This window comes from Tepidisphaeraceae bacterium (assembly GCA_035998445.1).
Lineage (GTDB): Bacteria > Planctomycetota > Phycisphaerae > Tepidisphaerales > Tepidisphaeraceae > DASYHQ01.
Genome location: DASYHQ010000033.1, coordinates 85,639 through 105,909, shown reverse-complemented (window position 1 = coordinate 105,909; position 20,271 = coordinate 85,639). Strand labels below are relative to the sequence as shown.

Annotated in this window: 15 protein-coding genes; 4 read left to right on the top strand and 11 right to left on the bottom strand. The window is 64.7% G+C overall.

Annotated features, from left to right (window positions below; translation table 11 throughout):
• Nucleotides 1–8: 8 nt before the first annotated feature.
• Genes VGN72_13865 through VGN72_13855 form a run of 3 tightly spaced genes read right to left on the bottom strand, consistent with a single transcriptional unit; the run spans nt 9 to nt 3,790 of the window.
• Nucleotides 9–872, bottom strand: a complete 864-nt coding sequence (locus VGN72_13865; GenBank protein ID HEV7300449.1) for an ATP-binding protein — start codon at nt 870–872, stop codon at nt 9–11.
• A 16-nt stretch (nt 873–888) separates the two neighbouring features.
• Nucleotides 889–1,389 (bottom strand): hypothetical protein, encoded by a 501-nt coding sequence (locus VGN72_13860; GenBank protein HEV7300448.1) that lies wholly within the window; start codon nt 1,387–1,389, stop codon nt 889–891.
• A gap of 52 nt (nt 1,390–1,441) precedes the next feature.
• On the bottom strand, nt 1,442–3,790 hold the full coding sequence (locus tag VGN72_13855; protein ID HEV7300447.1) for a tetratricopeptide repeat protein: 2,349 nt from the start codon (nt 3,788–3,790) through the stop codon (nt 1,442–1,444).
• A gap of 323 nt (nt 3,791–4,113) precedes the next feature.
• Between VGN72_13855 and VGN72_13850 the strand changes: the two genes are divergently transcribed.
• Nucleotides 4,114–5,814 (top strand): ATP-binding protein, encoded by a 1,701-nt coding sequence (locus VGN72_13850; GenBank protein HEV7300446.1) that lies wholly within the window; start codon nt 4,114–4,116, stop codon nt 5,812–5,814.
• A gap of 246 nt (nt 5,815–6,060) precedes the next feature.
• A complete protein-coding gene (locus VGN72_13845; protein ID HEV7300445.1) occupies nt 6,061–7,500 on the top strand; it encodes a hemolysin family protein in 1,440 nt (479 codons plus the stop codon).
• A 706-nt stretch (nt 7,501–8,206) separates the two neighbouring features.
• Here the strand turns inward: VGN72_13845 and purH are convergent.
• Together purH and VGN72_13835 are read right to left on the bottom strand one after the other, a co-directional pair.
• Nucleotides 8,207–9,814, bottom strand: coding sequence for a bifunctional phosphoribosylaminoimidazolecarboxamide formyltransferase/IMP cyclohydrolase (gene purH / locus VGN72_13840; protein ID HEV7300444.1), 1,608 nt, complete (start codon nt 9,812–9,814; stop codon nt 8,207–8,209).
• A 376-nt stretch (nt 9,815–10,190) separates the two neighbouring features.
• Entirely contained in the window at nt 10,191–11,387 is a 1,197-nt protein-coding gene (locus VGN72_13835; GenBank protein HEV7300443.1) for a PQQ-binding-like beta-propeller repeat protein, read from the bottom strand.
• 330 nt (nt 11,388–11,717) lie between these two features.
• Between VGN72_13835 and VGN72_13830 the strand changes: the two genes are divergently transcribed.
• A complete protein-coding gene (locus tag VGN72_13830) occupies nt 11,718–12,761 on the top strand; it encodes a deiodinase-like protein (protein ID HEV7300442.1) in 1,044 nt (347 codons plus the stop codon).
• 27 nt (nt 12,762–12,788) lie between these two features.
• Here the strand turns inward: VGN72_13830 and VGN72_13825 are convergent, their stop codons facing one another.
• The 6 genes from VGN72_13825 to VGN72_13800 all read right to left on the bottom strand — a co-directional run bounded on the left by VGN72_13825 (nt 12,789) and on the right by VGN72_13800 (nt 18,463).
• Nucleotides 12,789–13,274 (bottom strand): hypothetical protein, encoded by a 486-nt coding sequence (locus VGN72_13825; protein HEV7300441.1) that lies wholly within the window; start codon nt 13,272–13,274, stop codon nt 12,789–12,791.
• A complete protein-coding gene (locus VGN72_13820; protein HEV7300440.1) occupies nt 13,274–14,503 on the bottom strand; it encodes a hypothetical protein in 1,230 nt (409 codons plus the stop codon). Before VGN72_13820 ends, VGN72_13825 begins: the two co-directional genes overlap by 1 nt.
• Before the next feature lie 275 nt (nt 14,504–14,778).
• Entirely contained in the window at nt 14,779–16,002 is a 1,224-nt protein-coding gene (locus tag VGN72_13815; GenBank protein HEV7300439.1) for an energy-coupling factor transporter transmembrane component T, read from the bottom strand.
• Between the two features lie 169 nt (nt 16,003–16,171).
• Nucleotides 16,172–16,693, bottom strand: coding sequence for a ChuX/HutX family heme-like substrate-binding protein (locus VGN72_13810; GenBank protein HEV7300438.1), 522 nt, complete (start codon nt 16,691–16,693; stop codon nt 16,172–16,174).
• 71 nt (nt 16,694–16,764) lie between these two features.
• Nucleotides 16,765–17,688, bottom strand: a complete 924-nt coding sequence (locus VGN72_13805; protein HEV7300437.1) for a type II secretion system protein — start codon at nt 17,686–17,688, stop codon at nt 16,765–16,767.
• 88 nt (nt 17,689–17,776) lie between these two features.
• Entirely contained in the window at nt 17,777–18,463 is a 687-nt protein-coding gene (locus VGN72_13800; GenBank protein ID HEV7300436.1) for a PEP-CTERM sorting domain-containing protein, read from the bottom strand.
• A 236-nt stretch (nt 18,464–18,699) separates the two neighbouring features.
• Between VGN72_13800 and VGN72_13795 the strand changes: the two genes are divergently transcribed.
• Nucleotides 18,700–20,217, top strand: coding sequence for a hypothetical protein (locus VGN72_13795; GenBank protein HEV7300435.1), 1,518 nt, complete (start codon nt 18,700–18,702; stop codon nt 20,215–20,217).
• Nucleotides 20,218–20,271: the final 54 nt, after the last annotated feature.

The following is a 20,271-nucleotide window of genomic DNA, read 5'->3' as shown; positions in this document are numbered from 1 at the left end:
TCTCCCAACTAAATTCTGATCTCGAACCGCGCTCCGACGCTGTCGAGATTCGTTACGACGATCGTCCCATCGTGCGCTTCGACGACGCGATGCACGATCGACAGGCCAAGGCCCGTCCCGGTGTCCTTCGTGGTGAAGAACGGGTTGAAGATGCTGTCGATCGCGCCGCTGGGGATACCCGGCCCATCATCGGTCACGATCAGGTGAAACTGCTGTGCCGTCGAACCGGCCGGCGGTGCGAAATACTCGATCGTCACACGCCCACCGTCGGCAATCGCATCCACCGCGTTCAGCACCAGGTTCAACACGGCCTGCCCAATTAGCGTGGCGTCGGCGATGACCGGTAGCGCGTCGGGGCCGATCAACGTGACTTGGGCCGACTTCGCTTCGGCCGATGGCGACGCGAGGTCAACTGTGTTTCGCAACACGTCGGCCAGATCCATCGCCGCCGGGCTTGCGTTCATCTCGCGCGTGAAGTGAAGCACCTGGCCGACGAGCGACTCAAGGTGCTTCACGCCTTTCGAGATCTTCTGAACCGTCGTCAGGCTCGCCGGCCGATCCTCCACATCGCGCGCCAGCAGCGACGCGTACAGCTGAATGCCGCCGAGCGGGTTGCGAATCTCGTGTGCCAGCCCAGCGGCCATCTCGCCCAACGCTGCCAGTCGCTGCTTGCGTTCTAGCAGGCGGTTCTTCTCGCTCAGTTCCTGCTGTAGCAGGCCGACCGTTTGCAGCAGTTGGTCGTGCGACGCCTGCAGGCGTTCGGTGACGTCGCTGTAGGCCATGATGATGCGCCCGAGTTCCTCGATCCGGCGCGCATTGTCGGCGGCGGTGGGAGCGGTGGTGGAGAGATCATGGTCGGCCGTCAACGTCATGCTTGTCCGGTCCCTGCTATCTGGTGACGTCCATGCGCGCTGGCCGTGCGCCATAGGCGGCGGCGGCGATGTTTCGGTTGACCTGCTTGGCACCGCTGGCCTGCGTCAACTGCCGGCCGATGTTTAGCTTGCGTTGCTGCAGGACCAGCGCATCGTTCCGGTCAGCGAGCGTGATCGCTTCCAGCAGCTTTCGGGTCTCGGCCAGTTGCGACTCGGCCCGCTTGCGGTTGACGGCGTCCAGCCCTGCGATGAACGCGCTCCACTGCCGCTTGGCCGGGCCGACGGTCTTCTCGAGCGTCGCCACTTCGTCGAGCACGTCCTGCCGCCTTTGCAGCACAGTCAACAGCTCCTCCACACGACTCATCTGCACGTGTTCGTGCTGCTGTTCCGCCAGCTTCGACAGTTTGCGATAGCACTCGACCTGCCCGTCCAACGCCGCCAGAACGGCGGCGGGAGAATCGGGACTAGTGCGGATGTCGGCTTGCGGATTCCGGATTGAAGAGGCGAACGCGCTCATAGGGTCAGCTCCTGACTTTCAATCCACGCTCCGAACTCCGCACTTCTTCTAATCACCACATGCCAGCCGTACTGGTCCACTTCAGCCACTGTTCCCAGTAGGCCTTGGGCATGGCGAACGAGCCGTCGGTGAACGATTCCTGCGGCATGCGGCGAAGCAGCCACTTGGCTCGTTCGTTGGCGGTCTTGGCTTCGTCCAGCTTGCCCAGCGCACAGTAGCTGTTGACGATCTGCACGTACGCCGCCAGTGCCGACGGGTCTTCCTGATACCGGAATGCGGCCGCGTCGTAAGCGCGAATGGCCTCGTCGTAGCTGCCGAGGTCGTACAGGCAATCGGCGCGGTAGAAGTGGGCCAGCTTCAGGTAGAGCTTGTCGGTCTCGTCCTGCTGAGCAGTGCTGGCGCGATAGAGGTCGACGACGCGATCGTACAGCTGCCGTGCCTTGCTCAGGCGATCGCGCTTCGCAGCGGCCGCCTCGGCGCCATCGGTGCCGCCGGCGGGTTGGGCTTCGGTGGATGCGAGCGCCAGGCGCACATCGAGCAACGCGGCGCTCTTGCGATAGCTGTCGCCCATCAGGAACAGCAGTTGGCCCATGCGGCTTTCGTTTGGGTAACGCTCGACCAATTCTTCGAGCCGCGACACGGCCTCTTCGAAGCGGTTCGTGCGGTAGTACAGCTGCGCCAACTCGAATAGCGCCTGCTTGAACTCCTCGGCTTCCGGCGTCAGCAGCGGGTTGTTCTCGATCACACTGCGAAGGACGCTCTCGGCCTTGCTGTACGAATCAGGCCCCTTCGACACGTACGCTTGCGCCAGCGGCACCGCGCTCTTGCTGGCCGCAAGCGACTGCGGATAACGGAACTGGTTGCGCTGGAACGCTGCCACCGCCTTGTCGAACATGCCCGCAGCCTGATATGCCAAGCCGAGCCGCCGCAGCGCCTCGGGCGCCAGCGCATCTTCCGGACGTTCTGCGACGAACAGGTCCAGCGCCGACATCACGCTCTGCAGGTTGGCGGCACGGTCGTACAGCTCGATGCCCTTCCAGAGCGCGTCGCCGTAGCCACCGTCATCGGTGATCGTCAGCGACCGACTGAACGCGACGTACGCGTCGCCGGCCTTCGTGCGCATCTCGCGCACCTGCTGGGCCTTCTTGATGCGGTCGGCCGCGTTGCCGGGGGCGCCGCTCTGTTCCAACTGGTCGGCCCGGCGCTCGTAAACGACCGCCAGCCGCGAGAAGAAGCTCGGGGCCGGGTCAGGCGTCAGTTCCTGCTCGTACGCGAGCGACTCGAGCGCCAGTTCCAGCTTGCCGCGCGTCGTCAGGAGTAGCGACGCGTCCTTCAGTCCGCCGACGACCGCGGCGCTGTACTGCTTGCGCGATTCCTTCGTCGACACCTCGGCGACCAGTTCCTTCAGGTCGACCATGGCAGCGTCGTCCGAGCCGATCTGCACGCGGCTGGTGGCGCGGCCCAGCCGTGCCAGCGTCGCGATCTTCGCGTCCGGGTGCGTCGTCAGCACGTCCTGGAAGAACGAGCCCGAGGTCTTCGCATCGCCACGGCTCTCGTAGATCTTGCCCAGTGCGTAGGCGGCGTCGGCGTCCAACGGGTGGCGGTTCTTGAACTGCTCGCGCGCCACGCGCATCAGGCGCTCGGCCTCGGCGTTGTCGCCCATGCGCCAGGCGCAGTAGCCAAGGCGGTAGTTCACCTGACCCTGATTCAGTGGATTCGAATCGAGCTTCAGGCTCTGCGCCAGCAGCGCCTTGGCTTCGGCGTAGTTCTGCCGGTCGATCAGCAGCTGCGCCTTCTCACCAATCGCCCAGGCGCGCTCGGCGTCGCTGAGGCGCGCATCGCGCAGGTACTCATCCAATCCTGCCTCGGCTGGGCCGACGTCGTTGCGCGACAGTTGGAGGTCGATTACCTTCCGCTGTAGCGCGATCGAGCGCTCGGGGTCGAGCGTCATGGCCTTGCGGAAGCTATCGAGCGCCTCGGCCGGCCGATCGATCGCGTCGTAGCTTTCACCGAGCCGCTTGTAGACGTCGGCGTCGGGCTTGGCACCCTGGGCGAGGCCGATGCGGATCTGCTCGATGATGCGCAGGTGGTTGGCCGCGATGCTGATGCGGTTTTCTTTTTGGGCCGCATCGAGGGCGGCGGCGAGCGCGAGGTGGACCTGGCTCTCCTGCTCGCGATCGAGCTTGCCACTGTCCAGCAGTTTGTTGAGATGTTCGATGCCGGCCTCGGCGCGACCGACCTTCACGAAATTGCGCGCATCGACGATTTTTTCCGCTACCGTCGGACCGGTCTTCGGGTCGATAAACAGGTACGCGGCGTACCCGAACAAGCCCAGCGATGACAATAGAAGAGGGACCTGCCAGAGTTGCGAAATCCGCCCGCTCGAGTGCCGAGTGGCCATTGGCTTCCGTGCCTTTCCCCGAATTCGTTACGCGACGGCAGGCCTTCACAACCCGTCATCACGCCCGTTCGCCGGCGATCCATCGCCATCCGAAACGGGTGCCCATTCATATTTGAATCACCAGTGCGACGCGCTCAGCCCATGAACGCGCCACGACTTGGCGTCGATCATAACTACGCCGATGACGGATGCAAGGTTTACTTTTTCGTCGGCACGGTACGCATTGCTGGCTAAACAACAGTGAATGCAACGCGATTCGCGACGCGCCAACGCTACCCGCGCCACTTCCCTGACCTACCGACGGCGGGTACAACTCACCTACTGTGCTCACGCTCCTCGTCCTACAGGGTCCCGACAAGGGCCGCCGATTCGAACTGCCCGACGCGCCGACGCCCATCGGTCGCGACAGCAAGCAATTGCCTTTAACGGACAACACCGCCTCGCGCCGCCATTGCGAGATTCACCCGCAGGGCGGCGATTGGCTGCTGAAGGACCTCGGCAGTGCGAACGGCACGTACGTGAACGGCGCCCGCGTGACCGGTCAGGCCACGCTGAAGATCGGCGACCAAGTCCGCGTCGGCCGGACGCTGCTGGTGCTCGGTGGCACGCCGGGCATCAACAAGGCCAGCGGGCGCAACGTGACGCTGGCCGGTGAAGAGGCGGGCATGGAGAGCGCGATCATGCACGCCGTCGCCAGCAGCGACGACAGCCTGGTCTTGGCCGTCCCCGAGCCCGCCGCCGCCGCCGTCACCAATCTGAAGGTGCTGTATCAACTCGGCGCGGCCCTGGGCAGCAGCTTCAACGTCGACCGGGTGCTCGAAGTGGTCATGGACCTGGTCTTCGAGAACCTGAAGGCCGACCGCGGCATTATCCTGCTGATCGACCCGAAGAAGAACGAGCTCGTGCCCCACGTGGTGCGGGTGCGCGATGAAGGCGGTCCAAAAAAAGACGCCGACGGTAAGCCGGCCGTGCCCGAGAAGATCAACGCCAGCCGGACCATCATCAACCACGTCATCGCCAACGGTGAAGGCGTGCTGTCGAGCAACGCGATGGCCGATCGGCGGTTCAGCAAGGGCAAGAGCGTCCACGACTTAGGCATCCGCAGCGCGCTCTGCGTGCCGATCAAGGCGCGCAAGCTGACCGAAAAGGAACCGGGCGACGAGATCATCGGCGTCATCTACATCGACAGCTCGGTCAAGAACTACACCTACGCCCCCGACCAGCTTCGCCTGCTGACCACCATCGGTTTGCAGGCCGGCCTGGCGATCCAGAACGCAAAGCTTTACCGCCAAGGCTTGGAAGCCGAACGCTTGGCCGCCATCGGTGAGACGACCGCGGCGCTGTCGCACAGCATCAAGAACATCCTGCAAGCGTTGCGCGGCGGCGCCGACGTGGTCGAGATGGGCTTCAAAGCATCCAACCTCGTTCAGGCCACCAAGGGGTGGCGCATCGTCGACCGTAACCTGGAGCGCATCTACAACTTAACGATGAACCTGCTCGCCTACAGCCGCGAGCGCGAGCCGAAGCTGTCGCCGATCAACCCGCGTACGGTGATCGAGGAATGCGTCGAGCTGATCGCCGGCACCGCCAACGAAAAAGGCGTGATGGTCGTCGCCGACATCGACCCTTCCCTGCCCGCGGTGCCGTTGGACGCCGACGGCATGCACCAGGTGGTGATGAACCTACTGAGCAACGCGATGGACGCCGTCACCCCACAGGAGGGGCTGATCCGCGTCGTCTGCAAGTACGACCCGGTGGAAAAGGCGACCACGCTCGAGGTGATCGACAACGGCTCCGGAATTCCGCCGAGCATGATGAACCACATGTTCGAGCTGTTCCACAGCACCAAGGGCAACCGCGGCACGGGTTTGGGCCTTGCGGTGACGAAGAAGATCGTCGAGGAACACGAGGGCACGATCGCCGTCACCAGCACGCCGAGCGAGGGCACGACGTTTACGGTGAAGCTCCCGGCGTTCCACGAGAGTTTGACCGATCCCTCGCATACGCACGGGCCGACGCGGTGAGGTGACGACCGGCCCTACCGTTCCCGGCGGCTTGTTGCGTGAGTAGTCATCCCGATGGGAGCCTTGGCGACCTGAGGGATCTCGACTCGACAAGCGATTCTCGGCCGTTCGAGATCCCTCCCGTCGCCTTAGGCTCCGCTCGGGATGACAGTTCACGTTCTGGGTCGCCCTTGAAACGGCCACCTCTCAACCCGCCTCACCTCCTCTCCCCTTCCCCCACCCGCCTGCCTCCGGTAACGTGCCGCGGTGGACATTGCATGGAATATCCTCATCACGTTCGCGTTGGTGGGGTTGAACGGATATTTCGTCGCCGCCGAGTTTGCCGCGGTGGGGGCCAGGGCGTCGCGGCTGGAAGCGACGGCCAAGACCAGCCTACTGTCGCGCATGGCGCTGAACATCAAGAAGCGCCTCGATCTCTACCTCTCTACCTGCCAGCTGGGTATCACGATCGCCAGCCTGGGCTTGGGCGCCGTGACCGAACGAGCATTGGCGGCGCTGATCGATCCGCTTCTGTATCAGATGGGCGTTCCGGATCCCGGCCCCGGTGCCCACACGGCATTGGCGATCGGCATCGCGCTTACGATCAGCACGGCATTGCACGTCGTGGTGGGCGAAGTGGCGCCGAAGAACTGGGCGATCTACTACCCGGACAAACTGCTCCCCGTGCTTGCCCTGCCGTTGGTCGTCTTCACGTACCTCTTCTACCCGTTGATCTGGCTGCTGAACGCCGCCAGCAACCAGTTGCTGCGCGTCTCGGGCATCAAGATCGACCACGGAGGGCACGGCGTGCTGCCGCACACCGAGGAAGAGCTGCGCGGCCTGCTGGCACAGGCGGTCTCGCACGGGGCCATTGCCGAGGGCAACGTGAGCGTGCTCACGCGCGCGTTCGAGTTCAACGACCTGAAGGCCCGCCAGATCATGCAGCCGCGCACGCAGGTCGACTACCTGCTGCTGAACCAACCGCTGGGCGACATCCTCCGCACCGTCCAGAAATCGGCCTTCACCCGCTTGCCGTTGTGCGACGGCGACATCGATCACGTCATCGGACTGGTCCACATGAAGGACCTGTTCACGCACTTAAAGCTCGTGCCCGGCAAGCTGCGCTTCAGCGACGAACACACCCCCACCGGGGAGGCCATCGCCATCGCCGGTGGCCTGCCGGGCTCGGCGGTGCACGTCATCGGCGCCGGTGATATCGATCTGCAAAAGATCAAGCGCGACGTGCTGTTCGTGCCCGAACTGCTGGCCGTGCCGAAGCTGTTGCGGCAGTTCCAGACGGGTCATGTGCACATGGCGATCGTGGTCGACGAGTACGGCGCCACGCAGGGCATCGTGACGCTGGAGGACGTGCTGGAGGAGATTGTCGGCGAGATCGAGGACGAGTTCGATTCCGTCGCGCCCGACCAATTCGTGATGGAAGGCGAGAACTTCCGCGTGAGCGGCCTCTTCCCACTTCACACCCTTCGCGAGCGGCTGCGCCTGGAAGAACTGGACGCCGACGGGGTCGACACGGTCGGTGGCTATGTCGTGCAGGAACTCGGCCGCCTGCCCCGGGCCGGCGACAGCGTCCCCATCGGCAACTACACCGCCCGCGTGGTCAGCGTGCAACAGAAACGCGTCGGCCAAGTCATGCTCAGCCCCCGCACCCAAGCCACTGCTAAAGCCGATGGGCCGGGCGTGGCGTAGCGTGACTTCGGCGCCAAGTCTTCTGTAGGACAGGCATTCCTGCCTGTCTCTCCCCCCGTATCCTCTCTTCTGTGGCACAGGCATTCTTGCCTGTGTCTCTTCCTGTCTTTGCCTTTCTAGGTGGTCTGGCTTTCTCTATGCGTTGCGCTTCCACAAATGCAAAAGAGACGCGAAGTCGCGAAGGCGCGAAGCAGGACGCGAAGGAAGACGGAGAGAGTAGCGCGAACTCGTCTCACGGCGGCGGTCTGGGTAAGTCAAAACGCGAATCCGTGCACCATTATGCACCATTTTGCACTATCGGGTGATGGCGACGAGGATCCACGACAGCTCACACCTCAGCTATTCGGTTGTCAAAGAGCACGCTATCCATCTCTACGGACGCGCTGCGCGATTGAGGTGGAACCGGCGCAACGCCCTCCGCATTTCTTCGCGTCCTGCTTCGCGCCTTCGCGACTTCGCGTCTCTTTTGCATTTATGGAAGCGCAACACGTAAAGAGAGACAGACAAGAATGTCCGTCCCACCAGCAAAGGGAAGACAGAAGAAACACAGGCAAGAATGCCTGTGCCACAGAAGAGAGAACACGGGGGGAGAGACAGGCAGGAATGCCTGTCCTACAGAAGAAGCAACCGGGCAGCGTCGGCTGGCCGCTCCCGTGAGTACGTGGGAGAGGGACCGAACTTCATGCTGACGCTCGACTGCAAATTATTAGTGTCTGAAGTGCCGCTGGCCGGTCAGCACCAGCGTGGCCCCGCGGGCGTTGACGAGGTCGATCGTCTCGCTGTCCTTCACCGATCCGCCGGGCTGAATGATCGCGGTTACGCCGGCATCCAGCAGCAGGGCCGGACCGTCGGGGAACGGGAAGAACGCGTCGCTGGCGGCGGCGGCGCCCTTAGCGCGGTCGGCGGCCTTGGTAATGGCAATGCGGGCGGCGTTCACGCGGTCGACCTGGCCGCCACCAATGCCCACGGTCGCCCCGCCACGGGCAACGACGATCGCGTTGCTCTTCACGTGCTTGCAGGCCAGCCAGGCAAACCGCAGGTCGTCCAGCTCGGCCGCGGTGGGCTGGCGATTGGAAACAACCTTCCAATCGGACTCGTTCAGACCCGTCAGATCGCGCGCCTGAATGAGGATGCCACCGACGATGTTGTGCATCGACAGTTCCGCAGCGTCGGGCGTGAACGAGCCGGCGACCTCCAGCAGGCGCACGTTCTTCCAGCGGGCCTTCAGCGTCTCCAGCGCCGCCGGCGTGTACCCGGGGGCGACCACAACCTCCAGGAACTTATTCCCGTCCACAATGCGGGCCGCGGTCGCCTCGTCCACGGGTCGGTTCAGCGCGACGATGCCCCCAAACGCAGCCAGCGGGTCGGACGTGTAGGCTCGCTCGAACGCGGTTGCCAGATCGTCAGCCGCCCCCACGCCGCACGGGGTGGCGTGCTTCACCACGCAGGCGGCGGGCTGGGCAAATTCCTTCACCACCGACAAGGCCGCATCGGCGTCCAGCAGGTTGATGTAGCTCAGTTCCTTCCCGTGATGCTGCGTCGCCCGCGCCACTGACGCCTCTCGGGCCGGGTGCGTCGCGTTCACGTACAGCGCCGCCGGCTGGTGCGGGTTCTCACCGTAGCGCAGCGACTGCTGCCGCGCGTAGTTGCCGCACAGCGCGCCGGGCAACGTGGTGCCCGCCCATGCCAAGGGTGACTCGGCGGCCCCGGGCACCTGCGTCGCAAGGTAGCCGGCGATTTTCGCGTCGTACTCGGCGGTATGGGCGAACGCGCGTTGCGCCTGCTTCAAGCGATGTTTGCCGCAACTGCTGCCCTTGTGCTCGCGCAGGTCGCCGAGCACCTTCTCATAGCGATCGGGCGAGGTGACCACGAGCACGAACCCGTGGTTCTTGGCCGCCGAGCGCACCATGCTGGGCCCACCGATGTCGATGTTCTCGATCGCCTCTTCGAACGACACGCCGGGCTTGGCGATCGTCTGTTCGAAGGGATAGAGGTTGATGACGACGAGGTCGATCGGCTTGATGTCGTGCGCCTTCATCGCGGCGGCGTGCTCGGCGTTGTCGCGTAGCGCCAGCAGGCCGCCGTGGATTTTGGGGTGCAGGGTCTTCACCCGACCGTCCATCATTTCTGGGAAGCCGGTGACCTCGGAGACGTCCACCACGGCCAACCCCTGCTCGCGCAGGAACTTGGCCGTGCCGCCGGTGCTGATCAGTTCAACGTTGAACTCGCGCACGAGCGCCGTCGCGAACTCGGCCAAACCGGACTTGTCGGAGACGGAAATCAACGCACGGCGGACGGGTACGAGGTCTGACATAGGTCGAGGATGATAAGCGGCGTGCCGTGGATCGCAACGGGCACCGGCAGAAGGCGCTGCGCCATTCAATGCAGTGGAGTTGAACCGCCAAGATCGCCAAGAAATCGAAGCGATCCCGTCCGAACCTGTGCACATGACAGAATAACGGCGTGCTTCGTCATCCTGAAAGGGTGTTCCGGTCCCTCTCCCATGTACTCATGGGAGAGGTTAGGTGAGGGTGATTTCGAATAACGAGAGCTGTCAGTAGTTCGAAATCACCCTCACCTAACCTCTCCCGGAGTACCGGGAGAGAAACTGGCGCGCCCGTGCCACGAAATGAGAAAGCCGCGGACTTTCATCCACGGCTCGTGTGTTCAAATTAATGTCGCGAAGGCAATCACTCCGCCCGCGAAACCACTGTGCCATCCAGCGATGGCGTCAGGACCAGTTCGCCCATCTTGCCCTGCGTTAGCACGGGCGTGGCGGCGATGATCTCGCCACCGGGGGTGGCGGCGTAGACGGTGCCGTCGGTCGTGTTCTCGGCGAAGACGCTCAGGTCGTCGCGCGTCGAGACGAAGCGGACCTTGCCGGTTTTCTTGTCGACGCCGTATACCTTGTTGCCCGTGCCCAGCACGTAGGCGAGCTGCGCGTCCTCGGCCACCAGCTTGGTGGCGTCGATGATCGCCCAGCGTGCTGCGCGGATCGCGTCGCCGTTGTTCTTGTCGATCGCGACCAGCCCCGTGCCCGGCACGAACTGGTAGAGCATCTCGGCCGTCACCGTCGGGCCGGTGGTGAGCGCCGCGCCGGCGTAGTACTGCCAGCGCAGTTGCCCACTGGTGGCGGCCAGCGCGTACAGCTTGGTGTCGGTGCTGGCGACGTACACGTTGCCCGTGGTGCCGGTGTCGGCGGCGAGATCGCCAACGATCGAGCCGGCGGTCTCGAACGCGCCGCCGGGCAGCGCCCAAGCGCCGTCCAGTTCCGGTGAGATCGCGTAGACGCTGCCGTCTTCGGAACCGATGAACGTCAGCCCTTGCCGGGTTGCCGGCTGGGCGGTCAGGCCGCCCATGGTGAGGATCGGCGTGACGTCCGGGTACGGCTGGGTGACGTCGACGAACAGCACGCGCCCGCGCCGGTTGACGTCCACGCCCACCACCACGCGGTTGGCGGCCACCACGGCGCCCGTGCGAATCGTGTGACCCAGCGCCACCGACCGCACGAACCGGCCCCGGCGGTTGTACACCTCAAGCGTGCTGGCGGTCGGGTAGACGATGAGGTCGGTTAACACGACCGGCGCGTGCTGCGGGCGACCGTTCAGCCGCGTGACGAACACGCGCGTGCCCGACTTGCGGTCGAACGTGTAGGTGGTGTTGCTGTTCGTGTAGACGAAGAGGTAATCGTCGCTCAGGTGCAACTGGGTGACGCGGTTGTCGCCCAGGTCCAGCGGTGCGCGCCACTCGCGGATGAGGGCGGGCGGATTCACGGGGACGACGGGCCGTTCAGGGGCGGCCTGTGGTTCGGGCCGGTTGGCGCACCCCGCTGCGCCAAGTGCCAACAGAACGATGCCCGAGACGACCGTCGAAAGATGCTTGTTCACCAGGTGCGCTCCTGCTGTGGTCGGACCCCGGTTTCGCTTCCGCCAAGACGATGGAACCGGTCAGACGCTGGGTGGTTGGGCAGCATAGCCGCAGTCGGGCGAAAGCGTCAAACTGCTGTGGCGTAAGGGACAGGAACAATTGCGACCGATAACGGGCGCATCGCGGTTCGTTTGCCGATCGGAAGCTGTCGGGACGTGACAAGAAGCGGTTCGAAGACCGTCATTTGAGGACAAGGAAAAGTCGGCTTTGAAACCACCCTGCGCGTTCTTCCGACCCGTTTCGTTTGAGCTGGCCCGCCATGGTCGCGGTGGCGTATAATCCGGATTCAAATGCGATCCACTCCCGTTGCCATCGCGATGCTGTTGCTATTGAACGCAGTGGCGACTGCGCAACCGATGCCGACCACGGCACCGGCGACCGTGCCCGCAAGCGAACGCGGCGTGAGCGTACAACCGGTCATCGACCGGCTTGAGGCGGCCCTGTCGCACGTGGGGCTGTCGGCTGATCAGAAGAGTAAGGCCGACGCCCTGTTGGCCGAGCTTCGCACGCAGTTGCGCGATCTGCCCAACCTGGCGCCGGAGGATCGCCGCGACACCTATCGGCAGGTGATGGGCGATGGTCGCCGAAAGCTCGCGGAGATCCTGACGCCCGACCAACAGAAAGTCCTGCGCGACCATCAGCAGGTTCAGGCGCGACCAGCGGCCCAGGCGCCAACGCCACCCCCGAAAGTACGGCCAACCGCCCCGCCCGCGACCCCACCGGTCGCCACCGACGCCATCGCGAATAAAACACCGGCCCCCGCCGCAACACCGGCCGCGAGCGACAAGCCGATCGATAACGCGGATGGCCCGTTCACCGGCGCCGTGGGCGCCGCGATCCCCGATTTCACGCTGAAGCGTCTGCCATCGGGACTAGTGAAGTCTGCAGCATTTGCCAATCGCGTGGTGGTGATCGAGTTCGGCAGCTATTCAGCGCCGCCGTTCCGGTATCGGACGATCGCGATGGACGCGCTGGCGAAGGAATACTCAGGGCGAGCGGAGTTCATCACGATCTACACCGCAGAGGCCTACCCGGCCGGCGAGTGGGACGTGGCGCGCAATCGCGACGATAAGGTCTCGATCCCCCGCCACCCCGACGAGGCGGCCCGCATGAGCGCCGCCGAGAACATGCGGGCGATCCTCAAGCCTCTGCGCGCGGTCGCGGTCGATTCACTGGACGATCCGGTGGCGGTGAAGTTCCGGGCCGGCGCGCACAGCGCGTTCGTCATCGGCCGCGACGGCGTGATCGTCGCCCGCCAACAATGGTGCGACCCCGACGGCCTCCGCCGTCATATCGACGCCGCGACGGCGCAACGGGTGACGCCGAAACCTTAAATGCTCGGCAGGCGGGTGCGGGTGCCGTCAAAGCTGTAAGTGCGAAGCGGGGGCAGAGGCGACCGATGCGCCAGGGGCATCAACTGCCTGTAAGCGGCCCAAGGCGCGGTACTGGTCGGCCCAGGATAGCGCCTGCGACGCGGTGCGGATGTCGCCTTCGGTGGTGCCGCGGGGGCCTTGGTTGGCGGGTTCGGAGTACAGCACGACCCGGCTAGCGCGTTTCTTCATCCGCACGGCGCCAACGGTGTAATGGGCCGTGAAGATGTAGCGATAGCGGTTGCCCTGGATGCCGTAGACGAGGTCTCCGATCGACAGCCGCGCCGCGCCGGGCACCGGAAAGCGGTCGGCGATGCGGATGGCCAGGCCGAACGGATCGGCGGCCGAATAGTTCATGTCCAACTCGGCGGCGACGCGCTGCAGCACGCGGCCGTGGCGGCGACGGTCGAACCGGCTGATCAGGTACGCGGCTACCGTCACCGCGACGATCAGGTACAGGTGAACCAGCGGTGACATTACTGCCCCGCGTCGGCCGGCGCCGTGGTGGCGGGTTGCGTGCTGGGGGGTGTGAAGTCGATGCCGTAGCTCGGCTGAATCAACGCCAGCGACTGGCCCATCCAGCTCTTGATGGCGTTGTACGTCGCATCCGAGCGATTGCGGAAGATGCCGTTGTACGTGCCGACCGCAGGATGATCGGTCTCGGCCAGATCGGCGGGCAGGCCGTACTGGATCAACAGCGAGCTCTCGGGATTGGCGCGGTCGATCATCTTCCGCTCGACCCCGTCCACGCTCTGGCGGTACTTCTGCAGAATGTAAAAGTTCGTGTAGGCCACCGCCTCGTTGTCACCGGCGGTGTAAAGCTGGAACCCACCCGCGCCCGCGGTGCCGTGGCAACCGGCGGTCGCGCAGCCGGCGAGGATTTTGCCCTGCACGTTGGGCCTGCGGAACTCCATCATCGACGCCGGATCGGTCAGAATCTCCACGTCCTTCCGCATCTCGGGCGTGCCCTTGGTCAAGATCTCCCACGCCTGGTCGATCACGTTCATCGCGTTGAAGTCGCGCAGGTTGCCGGCGGTGTAGTCGACGTAGCGCTTCTTCACGTCACCCTTCAGGCGAGCGCGCACGCGCGTATCGTTTCGGTTCCACTCGAACTGCCGGATGGCGTTGACCTGCTCTGGCGAGAGGAACTTTTCCCCCTCCCGCTGCGGCGGCTCCGGGGGCGCCTCGGCCGCCGGTTCAGCGTTGCCACCGCCAGCCCCACCAGCGGGCGCCGCCGCAGGTTGGCCAGCGCCAGGCGCCGGGTTGCCAGCATTGCCATTGTTGCCGGTGCTGCGTTCGAGGCGCACCTGCCGTTGCACGGTTTCAAGCAGGTCGGTCGCGTCGCGGTTGTTGGGGTCGATCTTCAACGCCGCGTCGAGCGCGTCGCGCGCTTGCGCGTACTGCCGATTGTCGTAGGCCCAGCGGGCCAGCTGGATGCGGCCCTCGACGTCGTCGGGCTTCAGCTGCGACATGCGCTGCTGAAATTCCTCGGCCGGGCTGGCGAGGTACTCGATCGACGCGACGTTCCGCCGATCGAGCTTCGTCTCGATGCCGCTCTTGTTGGTAATGGTGACCGAGCGCTCGTCGGTCGTCACGTCGCCTTGAAAGGTCGCGCCGTCGGGCGTCTTCACGACGCCCGGCTTGGCCACGAGGACCGACGCCGCCAACATCATCGCTGTTCCACTGAGAATGACGCGTCGCAACATCAAGGGCTCCTTCGCCAAGGTGAGCCCGCATCGTATGTTGCACGGCGGAGGGCGGCAAGGGAGAACTCGGGGAGAAGGTAGAAGGCTGGGGCGATTCAATGACACGGTGTGCTTCGGGTGCGTGGTTCAGATTCAGTTACCGCACACGCCCACGCGGCCTTGCCACTTCAGTGGCAAGGCGTATCGCCAGTACAGCACACCAGTCTCGCGCGAGATGAAGAAATCCGTCCACGTACTTTTAGGATGACGCCAATCGGGTTCCGACTGTCTGAGATTCACTCCGCAAGTTGGTCTGCCCACCTGCGGAACTGCGGACCGAGCAACCCGCGGGCAATGGCGCGGGGGCGGCGGAACAAGGAGAGCGGGCCGCGCCAGGTGCCGTCGCGGCGCATCTGCGCGATGCTGTGGCCAAACTCGCGCCGGCTCTGTGGGATGCCGCGGAAGACGTGCGACAGCGGGAAGATGACCACCGCTGGCACGAAGCACGCCCGCAACAGGCGCACCATGTCCACCGGGCGAACCGTCGTCACCAGCACGGCCGACGACAGCGCCAACGGCGCGAATCGCAGCGCGAACGTGCGCAGCATGTCGATCGAACGATCCAGATCCCGATGCCAGGCGTAACTGGCGATCGCGAAGACCAGCCAGCCGTACGCCAGCCCCGCCAGCGTGTGCAGCACCCGCCACCGCAGGCCGGCCCACAACGCATAAATGACGTACGCGCCGGCAATCGCGCCGAGCACGGCCCACGACTCGATCATCACCGGCAGGAAGCACGCCACTATCGACATCGCCAGCCGCAGGCCCGCGGCTGGCGCACCCTTAACGTATGCGGTTGCAATCGGCTGGGTCTTCAACGCACGCGCAGCATCGATCGGAACGGTTGAAGTGGTTGATTCGGAAATCGCTCCGGGAGATTCCGAAGTCCGCCGGCGCAGGAACCGCAGTGCCAGCCAGACGCCGAGCAGCGCGCCGATCGCCCGCAGTGGCCACTCGGCGAACCACAGGCCCCAGAGGATCGGCTCGTCGCCAGTGGTGGATAGCAGGATGCGGATCGGCATGCCGAATCCGGCCAGAATCTCGTACGCCACCGCCGCCACCGCGATCGCAGTCGTGCGGCCCAGGGGGTCGGTCGCGCGACCGATCGCGGCGCTGAATAGCCCCGCCATCACGATGACACCGAACACGTACGGATTGCCCAGCAGCAGCAACAGCGTGAACGCGTACACCACCCCTGCCAATGTCCAGCAACGCCATCGCCCGCGGTGCAACAGCAGCGCGATAACGGCCCCGTCCAGCACCGCCTTGGGCCCGCTGTGGGCCAGCGAGCTGTAGAAGCCCATCATAATGGTGATGCCGAGGATGATCGCGTATCCCCCCACCACGAGCATGAGGGTGGCGGTGCCAACCCGCCGCATTTCATCGCGGGTGAAGCGCGAGGAGTCGACAACGGCCGACGCGTCGCGAGGTGCAGAAGATGGCGGCAACGACGGATTCATCTGTCGCGGTCTCTCCGGTCCCTCTCCTGGTAATCCGGGAGAGGTTAGGTGAGGGTGATTTTGATCTGCTGATGACATTCGGAAGAACAAATCACCGTCACCTAACCTCTCCCATGAGTACATGGGAGAGGGACCGGACTGCGTATTCACCCGAATCTCCGCCGGCGGTTCACCTCAGCTTAAACCGCTCCCGGATCGCCTCGAACTGCGCCACCTTCTCCGCCGGTGGCGCTTTGCCACCGAAGGTGAGAAAGACCTTGAAACCAGCGGCGCCGCGCTCGTCGAAAAACTGGAAGCTCAGCGTGTTTACGCCGTCCATATGGCCCGGCTTCTGGATCGCAAAGACGTGCCGCAGCGACGCGTGGCGGATGTGCATGTCCAGCGACTTCGTCTGCACGTTGAAGAACGGCCCGGTCAGGCTGAAGTTGCCGAACGTGCCGAAGGCCTCCAGCGTGACGACCGAGTTGGTCGCGATCACGTGCACGTTCCCCAGCACGTCGAAGGAACGGATCAGGTCTTCCCACTTGCTGGCATCCAGTTCGGTGCAGCTCTCGGCTGGAATGGCGCGGATGACCTCCAGTTCCGGCACGCCGAGTTGGCGCGCCAGCAGGACGGTCATCTGGTTCGGGTTGGCAAGGTAAGCCTCGCGAATGCGGGCGCCCTGATCGGTCAATGTAGCAGTCGAAGACATAGCGTCCTTCCAGTTTTTGAAAAGAAGCGAACCACTGAGCCCGGTGCAACGCCGGTCGCGGCAGCTCCATCTTATGGTACGTAATCGTAATCCGGCGTCTCGGCCCGCACGGCCCAGCGACGCATGTCGGTCAGTTCCGATGGAAGCAACGCCTCGACGTGCCCATCGAAAAACCCGGTAACGGTGCGATTGGTGAACCAACCCTGCGGAATGCCCAGCGGGATTCCGGGAGCCACGTTCAGCACCTGAAACTTGTTGTTCGCAACGACCCAGTTCAGTCCGTTGGACCGCGGGGGCGTCAGGTAGCTCAGGCCCATGCCGTCCCACTGGCCCTCGGTGAACGAGCGGGCGTCGGCGAAGACGATGATCTCCGACGTCCGTCGAACGTCCGACGACTTGAACGCCACATGCTTTCGCGTGATCGGCCGATTGTCGTTGGCCCCATCGAACCCACCGAAGTACTTGTGCCCACCGAGGTAGGTCGCGTTGATGCCGAAGGTGGGGCTAAGGCTGAGCATGTAGGCCTTGTCCCACTTGTCCGGGTCCGTCTTCTGCGGGATCGGCGGGCACTCGTCGTGCGCATGGATGATCTGCCACACCTCCGACACGTACGGCAGCAACCGCCAAGGATACCGGTCGGCGACCAGCGCCCCAAGGGTCTGCTCCGACTGCGGGTGGTACACCGTCACCGGCACGCCGCTGACGGTGTTGGGCGGATAGCCCCACAACAACCAGCCCTTGTTCTCCTGGTGATACATCGTGTAACCCAGAAGCATCTGGCGTAGGTTGCTGGCGCTGCGCAGCTGCTGGGAACTGGCCCGCGCCTTCGACATCGCCGGCAGCAACAGCGAGATCAGGACGGCGATGATGCCGATGACCACCAGCAGCTCAACGAGCGTGAACGCTCGCCAGTTGCGGCGCTTCGTCCGCCGTGCCGTACGGGCAGGCCGATCGAAGCCGACCGGCGACGATGGGATGTACTGATGGATGACCATCCTGTGTTCCCGCTTTACTGTCGACCATTGCCACCGGCGCGCGGCACCGTGGCACCCTCCCGATGCAGACCCGCATCCCGATCAACGCTTAGCGTGCCCCAGCCCGTCGACGGCACACAGCGAGCGCGAAGGTTGCCATCGCCACCAAACCGATCGAACCCGGTTCCGGCACGACCGCCGCGAACGCGTCGCTTTGGTCGAGCCGCATCTCGTACTGCTGGGCGTGATTGGTGACCGAGTAGTTCACCTGGAACGACGTGATCGGCTCTTGAATGCCGCTCAGGTCCCACTGGAACGCCCAGTCGTCGGCGATGCCGTCACCGTACGTCGATGAGAACGGGCCAGAGTCCACCAGCGTCGACAGGGTCGCCGGCAGCGCCTGCGTACCGTTGTTGTAGCTGATCGTCGGCATCACACCGGTCGGGAAGGGCTGGCCGAGCGAGGTCCAGTAGGAGATGCGGAGTTGGAAGACCACGGTTTCCAGGTCGGCGACGGGCGACGCATCGCCAAGGCCAAACGTGCCGACGACGACCGACGGGTCCGTGCTCGCCGCCGCGGCGCCGGAGCGGGTCGAGTAGATGTAGTTCTGGCCGGTTGAGGTCGACGGATAGCCACTGCCACCGATCTTGCTCAACGCCGCGTCACCCGAGCCGGCCATCGACGAACCGATAGGCGCCGGCCAAACGGTCGTACCCGGGTAACCGCCGTAGTTGGGGTACGCCGTGCTGTTGAACGTGTCCCAACCGTCGTAACTCGTGTTTCCGGAAAGGTTCACGTCGATGAAATCCGCCCGAACGGATGCGGCGGAGATGCAGGTTAAGGTGAGGACGAGACTAAAAGAACGGATCAAGCAAACTCCTTGAGATTGAGTCTCACTCTACAATCGCTGTTACTTTCGTCAATAGGTGACGTTTCGTTTTTTTCGATGACTCGAACCTCGCCGGGTGATTCGAAAGGCGACGTCGGTCCGTAACGCGATTTCCCACCGACGTCTGTTAAGCTGAAACGACGATGGACCTGCGCAACAACGAACTCAGTCGGCGCGATGAAACGGGCGTCACGTTCGCCACCGAAGCCCGGCGGGCGGTTTGGGAGTTTGACGGGGTGACGACACAGGATGGCCACACGCTCCAGGGCGCCTGGAGCTTCAGCGTCGCGGTGCCGCAGGACGTGCACGATCGGCGGATGGTGGTCGAGGTGCTGATGCACGACCGCGATGCGGTGACCGTTGCCGACGTCGTGCGGCACTTTTCGGATGTGCTAACGCGAGCCGCGACGGCGCATTTCGCGACGCAGACGGTGACCGACGCGCTCACGGAACCCGCCGCCGACCACGCGGCGGCGGCTTTGGCAAAGGCGTGCGAGAAAATGGCGTTCGCCAGCGGCTTAGAGGTACTGCCACCGTTCGACCTGCGACTGCGCAGCACCACGCTGGAGCTGGCCAATCAACGGGCCGCCGAGCGATCGCGTGCCGAGACCGACGCCACCGAGCGGGCCGAGCACCTCCGCCGCGCGACCGAGTTGGCCAGCGTGATGGCGAGCGCGACCGCCCTGCCACCGGCGTTTCTGCAGTCCATCGCGCCGCATGACCGCCCGACGGCGTTGGCCGCCGCCCTCGGGGCTGGGGGACAAGGGCGCGCCAGAACGCCGTTGCACATTGTGGCGGGTCGAAAACTGCTTCAGGTCGACCTTACCAACGACGCGGCGAACGCCGTCAAGCTCGTTCGGGAAGCAGACGAGGCGATCGGCGCGCTGCGATGCGTGCAACGCATCGATGGCGACCGCTTTGCGCTGGGTGGCCAGCGCGGTGTTGAATGCTTCTCCGACATATCCGCTGATTCAACGGTCGATATCTATAGCGACCCGCAGTCCACGTCGCCGCTGGGTTTCAACGCGATCGCGCAGTTTCCCGAGACGCAGGAACTGTGGGCCACGCATTCGCAGGCCGGCCTCGTCTGCTGGCGCAACAGTGAACTTACGGCACCGGTGGTGCGGCACGGTGAGTACGCCGGTGCCGGGGGACTATCGCGACTAAGCGACGGCACGCACGCCTTCTTCGCCGGCTCGCGCGTTTACGTTGCCAGCCCCGCTGGGTTGCGCGAGGCGTACGACGCCGGCGACGCGATCGCCGACCTTTTGCCGGACGGTGACCGGTTGCTCGTGCTGACCGATGGTGGCCTGTTGATCCTGCTGGCCGTCGGCACGTTCCGCGCGACCGACACCCGCCCCACCGGTGGCCCCATCGCGGCCGCGGCGACGCTGCCCTGGCTGGGTGGCTCGCGGCTGTTGCTGGCGCGGCGCGACGGCGGCATCGATTGCCTGGGCCTCGACGACACGCTCGTCACGCGATACGTCAGCCGGCACGTCGGCCTGCGCGCCGTGGCTGCCAGTGCCACGCACGTCGCCGCCATTACCGCCGACCGCCAGCGCCTCGTCCTCTGGCACGCCGCCGCTGGCAGCGCGCCGATCGCCGAGATCAACGTCGCGGCGCAAGCCGGGCATCGCGTTGCGGGCATGGCCTTCGGGTGATGCGGAATCTGGCCTCCCCCTCACATAGCCGCCGGCTTGCCGGTGGTCTTCTGT

Coding starts and splice junctions, on each gene's coding strand:
- VGN72_13865 (HEV7300449.1), bottom strand. CDS start 872: ATGACGTTGACGGCCGACCATGATCTCTCCACCACCGCTCCCACCGCC.
- VGN72_13860 (HEV7300448.1), bottom strand. CDS start 1,389: ATGAGCGCGTTCGCCTCTTCAATCCGGAATCCGCAAGCCGACATCCGC.
- VGN72_13855 (HEV7300447.1), bottom strand. CDS start 3,790: ATGGCCACTCGGCACTCGAGCGGGCGGATTTCGCAACTCTGGCAGGTC.
- purH (HEV7300444.1), bottom strand. CDS start 9,814: ATGTCAGACCTCGTACCCGTCCGCCGTGCGTTGATTTCCGTCTCCGAC.
- VGN72_13830 (HEV7300442.1), top strand. CDS start 11,718: ATGCGATCCACTCCCGTTGCCATCGCGATGCTGTTGCTATTGAACGCA.
- VGN72_13825 (HEV7300441.1), bottom strand. CDS start 13,274: ATGTCACCGCTGGTTCACCTGTACCTGATCGTCGCGGTGACGGTAGCC.
- VGN72_13820 (HEV7300440.1), bottom strand. CDS start 14,503: ATGTTGCGACGCGTCATTCTCAGTGGAACAGCGATGATGTTGGCGGCG.
- VGN72_13815 (HEV7300439.1), bottom strand. CDS start 16,002: ATGAATCCGTCGTTGCCGCCATCTTCTGCACCTCGCGACGCGTCGGCC.
- VGN72_13810 (HEV7300438.1), bottom strand. CDS start 16,693: ATGTCTTCGACTGCTACATTGACCGATCAGGGCGCCCGCATTCGCGAG.
- VGN72_13805 (HEV7300437.1), bottom strand. CDS start 17,688: ATGGTCATCCATCAGTACATCCCATCGTCGCCGGTCGGCTTCGATCGG.
- VGN72_13795 (HEV7300435.1), top strand. CDS start 18,700: ATGGACCTGCGCAACAACGAACTCAGTCGGCGCGATGAAACGGGCGTC.